At 56.4% G+C, this 9,742-nt stretch carries 16 protein-coding genes and 3 pseudogenes; 11 read left to right on the top strand and 8 right to left on the bottom strand.

Features of this window, described 5'->3' with window-relative positions; translation table 11 throughout:
- Nucleotides 1–20 precede the first annotated feature (20 nt).
- From trhO to AD928_RS15135, 3 genes are all read right to left on the bottom strand, one after another.
- On the bottom strand, nt 21–1,037 hold the full coding sequence (gene trhO, locus AD928_RS01425; protein ID WP_373320584.1) for an oxygen-dependent tRNA uridine(34) hydroxylase TrhO: 1,017 nt from the start codon (nt 1,035–1,037) through the stop codon (nt 21–23).
- Between the two features lie 144 nt (nt 1,038–1,181).
- Nucleotides 1,182–1,574 (bottom strand): peroxiredoxin, encoded by a 393-nt coding sequence (locus AD928_RS01430; protein ID WP_233419886.1) that lies wholly within the window; start codon nt 1,572–1,574, stop codon nt 1,182–1,184.
- A 34-nt stretch (nt 1,575–1,608) separates the two neighbouring features.
- On the bottom strand, nt 1,609–1,788 hold the full coding sequence (locus AD928_RS15135) for a hypothetical protein (protein WP_233419887.1): 180 nt from the start codon (nt 1,786–1,788) through the stop codon (nt 1,609–1,611).
- 131 nt (nt 1,789–1,919) lie between these two features.
- Between AD928_RS15135 and AD928_RS01435 the strand changes: the two genes are divergently transcribed.
- Nucleotides 1,920–2,186, top strand: a complete 267-nt coding sequence (locus AD928_RS01435) for a hypothetical protein (RefSeq protein WP_062144378.1) — start codon at nt 1,920–1,922, stop codon at nt 2,184–2,186.
- 65 nt (nt 2,187–2,251) lie between these two features.
- On the opposite strand, the gene sodC is transcribed toward AD928_RS01435, so the two are convergent.
- Entirely contained in the window at nt 2,252–2,791 is a 540-nt protein-coding gene (sodC, locus tag AD928_RS01440) for a superoxide dismutase[Cu-Zn] (protein WP_062144375.1), read from the bottom strand.
- Between the two features lie 126 nt (nt 2,792–2,917).
- Nucleotides 2,918–3,313 (bottom strand): AAA family ATPase, encoded by a 396-nt coding sequence (locus AD928_RS01445; protein WP_062247654.1) that lies wholly within the window; start codon nt 3,311–3,313, stop codon nt 2,918–2,920.
- Here AD928_RS01445 and AD928_RS15340 point away from each other — a divergent pair.
- Nucleotides 3,249–3,620 (top strand): hypothetical protein, encoded by a 372-nt coding sequence (locus AD928_RS15340; RefSeq protein ID WP_373320585.1) that lies wholly within the window; start codon nt 3,249–3,251, stop codon nt 3,618–3,620. The genes AD928_RS01445 and AD928_RS15340 overlap by 65 nt on opposite strands.
- A 186-nt stretch (nt 3,621–3,806) precedes the next feature.
- Here AD928_RS15340 and AD928_RS15345 read toward each other — a convergent pair.
- Nucleotides 3,807–4,094, bottom strand: a pseudogene (locus tag AD928_RS15345) (ParB N-terminal domain-containing protein); the annotation flags it as partial.
- Nucleotides 4,091–4,396 (bottom strand): helix-turn-helix domain-containing protein, encoded by a 306-nt coding sequence (locus AD928_RS14305; RefSeq protein WP_082779676.1) that lies wholly within the window; start codon nt 4,394–4,396, stop codon nt 4,091–4,093. The gene AD928_RS14305 and the pseudogene AD928_RS15345, both read right to left, overlap by 4 nt.
- A gap of 379 nt (nt 4,397–4,775) precedes the next feature.
- On the opposite strand from AD928_RS14305, the gene AD928_RS01460 reads away from it, so the two are divergent.
- The 9 genes and pseudogenes from AD928_RS01460 to AD928_RS14310 form a co-directional block, all read left to right on the top strand.
- Nucleotides 4,776–5,321: a S24 family peptidase gene (locus AD928_RS01460; RefSeq protein ID WP_156470041.1), complete on the top strand. Its 546-nt coding sequence runs from the start codon at nt 4,776–4,778 to the stop codon at nt 5,319–5,321.
- Nucleotides 5,322–5,345: 24 nt separating this feature from the next.
- Complete coding sequence (locus AD928_RS01465; RefSeq protein WP_062247662.1) at nt 5,346–5,906, top strand: hypothetical protein; 561 nt, start codon at nt 5,346–5,348, stop codon at nt 5,904–5,906.
- 351 nt (nt 5,907–6,257) lie between these two features.
- The gene (locus AD928_RS14675; RefSeq protein ID WP_156470042.1) at nt 6,258–6,815 is read left to right on the top strand and encodes a hypothetical protein; all 558 of its coding nucleotides are present in this window, start codon (nt 6,258–6,260) and stop codon (nt 6,813–6,815) included.
- On the top strand, nt 6,812–7,114 hold the full coding sequence (locus tag AD928_RS14910; RefSeq protein WP_167347332.1) for a hypothetical protein: 303 nt from the start codon (nt 6,812–6,814) through the stop codon (nt 7,112–7,114). Before AD928_RS14675 ends, AD928_RS14910 begins: the two co-directional genes overlap by 4 nt.
- Nucleotides 7,111–7,467 carry a hypothetical protein gene (locus AD928_RS01470; RefSeq protein WP_233419888.1) on the top strand — a complete coding sequence of 119 codons (357 nt, stop codon included), beginning with the start codon at nt 7,111–7,113 and terminating at the stop codon, nt 7,465–7,467. The genes AD928_RS14910 and AD928_RS01470 overlap by 4 nt, the downstream gene beginning before the upstream one ends.
- A 96-nt stretch (nt 7,468–7,563) precedes the next feature.
- Nucleotides 7,564–7,773, top strand: coding sequence for a hypothetical protein (locus tag AD928_RS01475; RefSeq protein ID WP_062247664.1), 210 nt, complete (start codon nt 7,564–7,566; stop codon nt 7,771–7,773).
- Nucleotides 7,770–8,780: a hypothetical protein gene (locus AD928_RS01480; RefSeq protein WP_062247666.1), complete on the top strand. Its 1,011-nt coding sequence runs from the start codon at nt 7,770–7,772 to the stop codon at nt 8,778–8,780. The genes AD928_RS01475 and AD928_RS01480 overlap by 4 nt, the downstream gene beginning before the upstream one ends.
- An 81-nt stretch (nt 8,781–8,861) precedes the next feature.
- The gene (locus AD928_RS14680; RefSeq protein WP_062247668.1) at nt 8,862–9,377 is read left to right on the top strand and encodes a hypothetical protein; all 516 of its coding nucleotides are present in this window, start codon (nt 8,862–8,864) and stop codon (nt 9,375–9,377) included.
- Nucleotides 9,340–9,516: pseudogene (locus tag AD928_RS14310) on the top strand (IS5/IS1182 family transposase); the annotation flags it as partial. The gene AD928_RS14680 and the pseudogene AD928_RS14310, both read left to right, overlap by 38 nt.
- A 10-nt stretch (nt 9,517–9,526) precedes the next feature.
- Here the strand turns inward: AD928_RS14310 and AD928_RS01490 are convergent.
- Nucleotides 9,527–9,742, bottom strand: a pseudogene (locus AD928_RS01490) (IS5/IS1182 family transposase); the annotation flags it as partial.

Raw genomic sequence — 9,742 nt, forward strand, 5'->3', positions numbered from 1 at the left:
CATTCAGCGCAGAAAACGCTCTAGTGCCTCACCTGCCGCTTCTCATTCTGCCGACGGATTTCTTCTTCCCGTTCCCGCCGCTTGCGCTCACGGATTTCATCCATATGCGCGCCCAGATGCACTTCCCCACGTTCCGCCGCCAGCTGCGCCTGCCGTTCACGTTCCGCATAACGGGCGCGCTGCTTCTCATCGCGTTCCTTGTAGCAATGCGGGCAGCTCACCCCATGCTCATATTCAGGGGAGGCCATTTCTTCCGCCGTCAGCGGCATGCGGCAGGCATGGCACTGGTCGAGTGATCCGGGTTCCAGCCCGTGCTTCACCGTCACGCGCTGGTCAAACACAAAACATTCGCCCCGCCACAGGCTGTTTTCTTCGGGAATATTTTCCAGATATTTCAGAATGCCACCCTGCAAGTGGTACACCTCGTCCAGCCCTTCGGCTTTGACAAACGCAGTGGCTTTTTCACACCGGATCCCGCCCGTGCAGAACATCGCAATACGCGGCGTGCGCCCTTCGGCAATCAGCTCTTCCCGGTGCGTGCGGAACCAGTCCGGGAACTCCCGGAAGGTCTTTGTCTTCGGGTCAATCGCACCCTTAAAGGTGCCAGCCGCCACTTCATAATCGTTGCGGGTATCAATCAGAATGGTGTCCGGGTCTTCCAGCAGCGCGTTCCACTCTTCGGCGGGCACGTAATGGCCCACGTCAGAGCGCGGGTCGAGCCCCGGCACACCCATGGTCACAATTTCTTTCTTCAGCCGCACCTTCATGCGCAAAAACGGCATGCTGGGCGCGCGGGAGAACTTGACCTCAATTTCCGCACAGCCGGGCAGGGCGCGGATATGCTCCAGCACCGCCGCAATGCCTGCGTCCGTGCCCGCAATGGTGCCGTTAATGCCCTCACGCGCCAGCAGCAGGGTGCCCTGCACACCGTTTGCATCACACGCCGCCTGCAACGGGCCGCGCAGTTCGGCAAAGTTTTCAAACGGCGTAAAGCGATACAGCGCAGCAACGCAGACGGGCAAAGAGGTATCAGTCACGGCAACAACCAGTCCAGAAGTGCGATTGCAGACCAGTCCGGGCTTTCCGCATGCCAGTCCGCACACCGCCCCCTGCCGCAATCAGGATGAAATCAGCCTGCCAGACTTACTCCTCCACCCCGGTGCAGGACAAGAGCCAGCCCTTTACTGGCCTTCACGCGCAGGCTGCGCCACCCGCCAGACCTGCACGGCCTCCAGCGTTTTCTGCACATGCGTTTCCGGGTCGGTGGACGTATAGCTCAGGATGATCTTGCCCTCCGGCGTAATCACAAAGGATGTGCGGGAGGAGAGCGCAAAAGACCCCTGCGTCTTCTGGCTGTCATACAGCCCCGCCACCTTCGCGCCGGGGTCCGCCAGCACCGGGAACGCACTGCGGCATTCGTCTTTGGAGAACTCAGCCACGCGGTCCACATTGCCCGCCGTCACACCCACCACGGTCGCCCCCAGCTTCTGGAAGGTCGGGATGGCTTCCGCAAAGGCATGCGCTTCCAGTGTGCAGCCACTGGTAAAGGCGGCGGGGAAGAAATACAGCACCACCGGCCCCTTCTTCAGCTCCTCTTTGAGCGAGAATTTAAGAGGCTTCCCCCCCCAGCGCGCCGTCCAGCGTAAAATCCGGGGCGGTGGTTCCGTTGGCCAGCGCTGCGTGCGCCGCAGGGGTCATGGCCCCCGTGGCCAGCAGGGCAGAACCGGCCAGCAGGGCAGAACCGGCCAGCATCGGGGTCAGGAGCGCCAGCCGGGTCAGGCGGCGCATCGGTGTCAGAATACGAGTGATCAGGCAACTCCCACTGTCATTGCAGGCAAAAGAAGCAGAATCATCACTTGAGACTCTTCCTTTTTTCTGTCCATGCTGCATAGGTGACGGGTCAGTAAAGGATAAAGACCATGAGCGATGAAAACATGAGCGACGAAAACGACGTGATCGTCGGCTATCTCGTGCAGCGTGAAGACGAGGACGGCGACGTAACGTTCTGGGACCCGCGCAACGAGTGGCAGGAAGACCCCAACGAGGGCAAGTTCTACGAAAGCGAGGACGAAGCCAACGCTGACGCCAAAAAGCTTCAGGAAGGCGACAGCGCAACCATCACGGTTGAACTGGTCTTTGAAGACGATGAAGACCCCGAAGAAGACGCTGAAGACGAAAAAGCCTGATCTCGTCTCAGCAGCAGGGCAGGGGGCACCTCACCGGGTTTCCCCTGCCTTTGCGCATTCTGGCCTTATGACCCCGCTTTAATCACCGCACACGCCACCCGATCGCCCGAGCCACCAATCGGCTGCGAGGTATAATCATCCGGGTGCGCATGGATCACCAGCGACGAGCCTCCATGGTCCAGCAGAGCCGGCCGCGTTCCGCCGGATTTCAGAGAAACCAGCGTGGAATACAGCTCCACAGTCGCCTGACCGTCCGGCCCCACATACAGGTTCGGCAAGTCTCCGTTATCATTGGCATTGTCATGCAACAGCCCATGCACCACCGGTGTCATGGTGTGCACGTGTGACCCCGCACTGGTAAATTTCGGGGCTTCACAACTGCCTTTTTCATGAAAATGCATGCCATGCCACCCCGGCGAGAGGTTGCGCACACTCACCCGTAGCAGCACGCCACCGGGCGCATTCGTCACTTTCACGGTGCCGACTTCCGCCCCATCCGCGCCCACCAGCGTACCGTCCGCCGTTTCCGCCGCACTGGCCAGCGGAGAGGCCATTACGCCCAGCAACAGTCCTGCTGCCAGCGCTTTCGTCAAACCTGATTTCATACCGGGTGTTCCTTCAATCCTGACAGTCCGTCACTCGTAACCCCAAAACAGGCTCCGGGTTCCCAAACATCCGCCTGTTGTGATGCTGTCTCAGACACCATTATCTCGTCACTTTACGCCGTGTCGTTAGTTAAGGAGGATAACCAGTGGATTAACACGATTTTTCCGCATACCGACGCGGGAGAAAATCTGTGCATGGGAACTCTGACGGCCCATGCCTTCAATGCGTCCCTTAAGCGGCTCATTCCCCATAAACACGAGACCAATTCTTCCACGGTCAAAGATCGTGTGGAGCAGATCAATCGCCTCCGTTGTCAGATTTTGGGCTTCATCAACAATGATCAGCCCCCTCGTGCCCTTCACGCGCTGGATGACAGAAGCCATCATGCGGGGACCACGTTTCTCATTCGCGTCCAGCAGCTCCGTCAGCTCACGCAGAATGGCTGTGGGGGAGCGCATGCTGCTGTCAGCGGTCATCATCCAGACATTAGGGGTGTCATGCTGGTATTTTTCAGCGGCCAAAGACGTTTATCAGCTGCTCGATGCATGGGGCATCACGGATCCAACCCTGCGCAAAACCTGCCGCTGGATTGCCATGCAGCCGGGTGGTCTTCTTCCGTGGCTGATTACGGATCTGCCGCAGGATCTCGGAGATATTTCTCACCGCGTCCCACTTGGTCACAAAGTCAGCAATCTGACGCTGCACATCCGGCGTCTCCCGCGCCAGCGCATCCAGCTGCGCACCGCTGCTTGCCAGCCATGTATTGGCAATGATTTCGCGCACATCAGGCATAATGCTGGTATAACGGGACACAGAGCGCGCATTTAAACCGAGCTTCTGGGCAGTTGCCTCGGTGAATGAGGGGATCAAGTGGACAAGACTGTCCACTTGATCCGACTTCCGGTCTCCACCGTGTTTCGTCTCCGGGTGCAGCTCTTCGTAACCTTCCTTACGCCGTGCCAGGAAGGTCGCCTTATCTAACGGGCTCAGTTCCCGTCGGCAGATATTTTCATCAATTTCCAGCAGCTGGGCCTGTAGGTCATCCGCCTTCACGACAACAGCAAAGGCACTCTCAATACCGGCCAGTTCCAGTGCCCGCATGCGATGCGCGCCGGCAATCAGACGATACCGCTTGCCAGATTTCCGCACTTCAATCGGGGTGCGCTGACCCTGTTCCTGCATGCTGGCTGCAATAACGGCAGCAGCATCGACATCAACGCCCCGCAGGCGCTCTCCAACGTCAATATCTGCCAGAGGGATAGACACCACTGCTGAGAGCGGCTGAGGCACAGACATGTTCATGCTGCCACCTCATTTTGACGGTGTGCGCCACCAGTGAGCGCGGTAGGAGTTCTCTCAGCACGAAACGAAACAGGAGTTCCGTCCATATGATAACGATCCGGCCAAATATCGCTGGGTTCACGACCAAGTTCGTCTGCAATCGCTTGTTCAAGCGGCATAGAATAGCCGGGGGTTCCAAGTGCTTGGGTGACGGCATTGGGGTTTCTGCCCAAATGCCGGGACAGCGCAGACAGGCTGCCCCACTTCTTGCGGAGAGACGATTTAATGTCCTCCACGTGCATTCCTAATGGCTTTCGTGCCATACTAGCCTCCTTCACCGGGGCAGTGCCAGCTGCCCCTCTTTTTTGTCCCCTTACCGTAGCTTTCGCCCGGTCTTTTCTTCCGTAGGAAATAACGTGAGATTACACACAAAAATCTCCCTAGAAACCATAAATCTCCGCTTGTTGGTTTTATTTGGGGGTAGTTTTGTGGATAACGCTCAGGAATGGCCGTTATCCCCCACTTTTTTCTGTGCAAATAGCGGAGATTTTTGATTTGTCAGAAAACACTTCTAACCGACAAGAGACAGAATTCGCCGCTCGTGTCCGTGAAGCGGTTAAAAGCGGGGGTGGATACTCAACGGTCCTGGAGAAAAGTGGATTCTCTAGCAACTCTCTTAACCGCTACCTTAAAGGCCATGAGATGAAGGTCAGTACGGCCATTCACTTAGCGGAGATATGCGGGGTCGATCCGCAATGGCTGTTGTTCGGGACCCGCTCAGATGTGGACATGCATCATGCAAGCTCTGACGGGGTTGGTGTGGCTTACTATGAAGAAGCCGAGGCAAGCGCGGGCTTTGGTCGCTATGGGCATGACCGCCCTGAACCACGGAAAGTCTTTGTTTCTCGCTGCTTTTTAGAAGATCTGGGACTGTTGCCGCATCATACAATTATGCTCCGCGTCGCAGGCGACAGCATGGAGTCGACTCTTAAATCTGGCGACCGGCTTATCCTGAATACAGCTCCCACCATGCTCCTAGGTGGGGTCACCGTGTTCGTCGTGAACGGCCAGCTGATGGTGAAGAGGTTGTCTCCTACAGCATCGGGCACGGTCATGATCATTTCAGACAATGACCGTTACCCGCCACAAGAGGCAGAAATCAGCCGTTTCCGGTGGGGAGAAGCTGACGGGAACGACACAATTACAGTAATAGGGCGCGTAGCCTATAGATTGCAGGCAATGTCTTAATGTCTTTTAAGGGTTATCCTAGAAATGGCTGATAAAAAACAGACATATGGAAAAACTGCATTTGTAATTATTGTGCTGTGTTCTGGTCTATTTTTGGGAGTGTTATTATTTATCGCCCAGGATAATACACAGCAGCCAGACACAGCTCCACGGCAAGATATGCTGGAAAACGCCCAATTCCGTGGGATGCCACCACAAAAACTGGATGGTGCCAAAAGAGCCATTGCAGCTCTTTTGCAGGCTTGCCCGAATATACCGAAATATGCCGCGCACGGAGAAAACCTAACGGTGGACTATTATCCAAACGGCTGGGAAGGAACATCAGCTCATTTGGATGTAGAGCTGGATTTGGCTCCAGACAGCCTCAAAGCCCTTCCTCAAGGCTTAAGAGACCCACAATGGGGCGGCCATATGGAAATGGGCCTGTCTGGCGGATCGAAGCCGGGTGCAATTATGGAGATGCCGTTGCCTCTATGGTTATGCGGCCAGCCAGTGGATGAAGACATTCTATCAAGCCGCAAACGCGACTGGTCGCAGGAAAAGCAATTCCTGCCTCTTAATGAGATCCCCAGAAACAGCTTTTAAGAGGCTCTTAAAAGGGTCTCGGAACTCATTGTATAAAAATACGATGGGTTCCAAATCAAATGGCTGAAACAGGCAATACCGCAGACTTGTCGAAAATTTCCATCCAAAGAGGCCGGGGCATTTCGGCAGCTCAAAATTTTTCAGATACCGGCACAAATGGCTTTCGTCCGCCACATTTTGTCCCGTCAGATCCCGGATCGTCCCATATAATCCCGGTCACTCACTACCTGTCGGTAAGTTCCATCCTTCTTGGTCGGTAACAATTGGTAAGCCTGTGAATCACAACGTCTCGCTCAGTTCAATAAATTAATAGGTCCTGAGCCTAGATAAAACCAATACAGCGTCAAGCGTTTGGGCGGATACAATCCCGGTTCGCCGGCATCAGACACCTTCATAAATTATCCGGGTCTTACCTCCATTGCAGAAGGAAGAGGCGGCGAGTTCCATTGCCAAATTCAAGAGTATGTTGGCAACTATTTTAGTGGATTGTTCTCTTTAAGAGGGTCGAGTGGAAACTGGCGTTATGTTGGTATTCCAGAAGGCCGCAGAATAAATGACAGTGACTATGGAGACGTAGCCTACACGGCGGATCTGGTCAGCTATGTTCCGACATCTACATACGCAAGCGACTTTGGCACATCAGACAATCGTGTGATCAATATAGCCTATGGCCACCGCATACAGGCTTTTCAGGCTAGCGTGGGTAACGGTTCAGCGGCAGGCACATGGGTCACGTTTCCGGTCGCTTTTTCAGAAGTGCCAGTATTTTACCAGGCTAACTCCTGCGGGAACCTCTCAGATCCCACTGATACTGATTATTTCTGTTACGGCGCAACAGCCACCGGCATGTATGTGCGTCCCCGCAACACGGGCGGCTCAGCCAATATCATCGCGATAGGATCAAAATGACAACGACAGCCTCTCTCACTGGAGCAGCGGTGATCGCTGCTGCGTGGCCTGCACGGTATTATGCGGCATACGATACGACAGCCACCAGCATTACCCGCGTGACGGCTCTCTATGATGTTCAGTCACCGCAGACTGTTGTGCAAAACCTGCCAGCTGCAGTGACGATGATCGCACTCACCGAAGATCAGTGGGCGCTGACGGCTGGAGCTCAAACCATCTGGGTCCAAGGCGGCGCTATTCTTTATCCGGCGCGTTATATGCAGGGTATGACACAGAGGCGGCACAGCCCACGAGCGTGACGGGATGGTATGATACCTGGACGTTGACCAGCGTGACCAACGTCCCGGCTGCCAGTGCGCTGATTGCTGTATCTCGCCAGGACTGGGCAGACACCACTGCTTTCCGACTTCCAACAGGACGCGGTGTTGAGGCAGGGAAAATTGTTGATTACACGCCGCCCGCGCCGCCAGTGCCGCTTACCACACAGGCAACAAGCGCGCTGACAGCAGCCGCTTCTTCGACCTGGGCAAATTACGGTGCCATGGGTGTTGCTGTGCCACAGACATGGATTGCCTATCAGAAAGCTCTGAAAGTCATTGCTGACGGCACAGACACCACCAGCACCGCACTGCCTGCGGAGCCAGCAGTCTGATGGCTGATTTCCTCTTCAAACGCCGGACTACGTTCCTCGTCACGTGCATCAATGAGGACGCACAGGGCGTGCCGGTGGCTCTGGGTGGGGGCGGAGTTGCGCGATAGCCAGAACGCGCTGATTGCGCCTCTGGTGCCTGCTCAGGTGGCAGATCAGTTGGGCACCTATACGCTGAGCTTTCCCGGTGACACGTCAGGCTGGCCGCTGGGCACCCTGCGCACGGACATCCGTATCAGCGACCTGAACGGCACAATCAAACAAACAAACACGGTCACGATTGCGGTCGTGGATAGGGTGACACAATGAGTGTTGGGATTGATTCGGGCCAGAGTAACGGGCCGCTTAATGTGGTGATCAATGGCAGCGCGCCAGGCTCCAAAGGTGATCCGGGCGTTGGGATTGCGTCCGCGCTGGTTAATGCCGCAGGGCAGCTGGTCATCACCAAGACAGACAACACGACGATCACGCTGCCGCTGGATGCTGTTGTGCAACTGGCTGCGATGCAGGCAGCTACAACGATTGGGACAAATTTTGACGACCTGAAAGCCAGTGTGCTGGCTGCGGCATCTTCTGCCGTGACATCACAGGATGCTGCGGAAGGGTCGGGTAACTCTGCAATTGTGGCGGGACAGCACGCATCTGACGCGAAGGTGGCAGCAGATCAGGCTGTGCCGTTACTGACAGCGGCAACCAATGCGGTTGCGGGTGTTACGGCTGATGCTGCTGCGGTCAAGGTCATGCTGACGGCAGCCCTGACCGGATCTGCCCCGCTGACGTATCGCGGATATTGGAATGCCAGCACGAACAGCCCCCAACTGGCCAGTGCCGCAGGGACTGAGGGCGACCTCTATCTGGTCTCTGTTGCCGGCACGACGTCCATAGACGGGACAGCGTCGTGGGGCGTTGGGGACGGCATCTGGTTTACTGGCGGCCACTGGCAATATTTTGCCCGTGCGTCCTGGGCGGCAGTCGCACAGTCTATCTATGCGCTGCGGTCGATCCTTGTGGGGAGTCATGAGGTTTCTGCAGATGGCGATTTGCCGTTTGAGATCCGCGACCCGGCAGGCAACGTGGCGTTACAGGTAGCGCAGGACGGCACGTTGCGGGTGCTGGGACTGAGTCTGTATGACGGCAGCACTCTTGATGTCGATCCTGCCCAGGACGCGGCATTGCGGTTGATTGGGGCCGACGGATCGTATCTTGATCTGGATGCACCGGACTACGAGCGACGGATTGCGCAGCACGCGCCTGCGCTGTGGCTTGATGCCGCTGCCGGTGTTGTGACCGATGACAGTGGTGTGGTGCAGTCCTAGTCCAGCCGTGTTGCAAGTCCCTGGACGGTCACGGCCAAGGCAGGCAAGCTGGTTCGCTACGCGACAGCCTCCGGGTATGCCGTGCATTTTGACGGTGCTTCGGCTCTGGCCCATACCATGCTGGAAGTCCCCGGCACCATCATTGCTGTCTATCGCAATACGGTTTGCACTGCTTCCGCACAGCCGGTCATCATGGGGAGTGACAGCGCAACAGCAGGCACGCCAGCCTGGGCCCTGCGCGGGTATATTCCCATGGGAGTGGCCGGAGCATACGCCAGGGCACAGGGGTTGCAGATTGGCACCTCAGCTTCGGCCAAAGGGTTTGCCGGGCGGCTGAATGCTGCATTGGGGCACTGGCAGATACTCGGAGCCACCTACAACGGAGACACTATTGCCGCAGCTGCCGGTTTAACCCACGCGGCACCTGTTACGCGTGCACCGACAGCGGTGCCTTTGGTGTGCGGCGGCAGCGGCGGTTTGATTGGTGCGTCCTATACTTCGGCAGGCATCCTCACTGACTTCTTTGTGGGTGATCTGGCCGAACTATTGGTATGGGAACCGGAAATCAAAGCTACTTTACAACTGGCATCTATATAAAAAGCGCCACCTCATCGAAAACATGTTCGCAAAGCTCAAAGACTGGCGGCGGGTGGCAACACGATATGACCGCTGCGCACACACTTTCATGTCCGCTATCCACATCGCAGCAAGCTTCAGCTTCTACCTCAAAGAATGAGTCCTGAGCCTAACAGCCCCTCTCTCAATCGCGCACCATCACTGGCGGCGGCATCCGTCGTCTTCCATTTCTGGATGAACCGAAACTTCCGGTCGATGGAGACGTGGGATTTGTAGCCAAAAAACGGGATGGCGAGATCCGTTGCGGGGATCGTTCCATCATCCTGCCGTTTTGCTTTCGTGAACTTCAGCGTCCAGCGCGCATGACGATCCTTGTGCGACATCTT

The sequence above is a fragment of the Acetobacter cerevisiae genome (genome assembly GCF_001580535.1).
GTDB classification, from domain to species: Bacteria; Pseudomonadota; Alphaproteobacteria; order Acetobacterales; family Acetobacteraceae; genus Acetobacter; species Acetobacter cerevisiae.

What these genes read in the sequence shown, in the direction of transcription:
- AD928_RS15135 (WP_233419887.1), bottom strand. Translation starts at nt 1,788, where the DNA reads ATGCGCCGCCTGACCCGGCTGGCGCTCCTGACCCCGATGCTGGCCGGT.
- AD928_RS01435 (WP_062144378.1), top strand. Translation starts at nt 1,920, where the DNA reads ATGAGCGATGAAAACATGAGCGACGAAAACGACGTGATCGTCGGCTAT.
- sodC (WP_062144375.1), bottom strand. Translation starts at nt 2,791, where the DNA reads ATGAAATCAGGTTTGACGAAAGCGCTGGCAGCAGGACTGTTGCTGGGC.
- AD928_RS15340 (WP_373320585.1), top strand. Translation starts at nt 3,249, where the DNA reads ATGCTGCTGTCAGCGGTCATCATCCAGACATTAGGGGTGTCATGCTGG.
- AD928_RS14305 (WP_082779676.1), bottom strand. Translation starts at nt 4,396, where the DNA reads ATGGCACGAAAGCCATTAGGAATGCACGTGGAGGACATTAAATCGTCT.
- AD928_RS01460 (WP_156470041.1), top strand. Translation starts at nt 4,776, where the DNA reads ATGAAGGTCAGTACGGCCATTCACTTAGCGGAGATATGCGGGGTCGAT.
- AD928_RS01465 (WP_062247662.1), top strand. Translation starts at nt 5,346, where the DNA reads ATGGCTGATAAAAAACAGACATATGGAAAAACTGCATTTGTAATTATT.
- AD928_RS14910 (WP_167347332.1), top strand. Translation starts at nt 6,812, where the DNA reads ATGACAACGACAGCCTCTCTCACTGGAGCAGCGGTGATCGCTGCTGCG.
- AD928_RS01480 (WP_062247666.1), top strand. Translation starts at nt 7,770, where the DNA reads ATGAGTGTTGGGATTGATTCGGGCCAGAGTAACGGGCCGCTTAATGTG.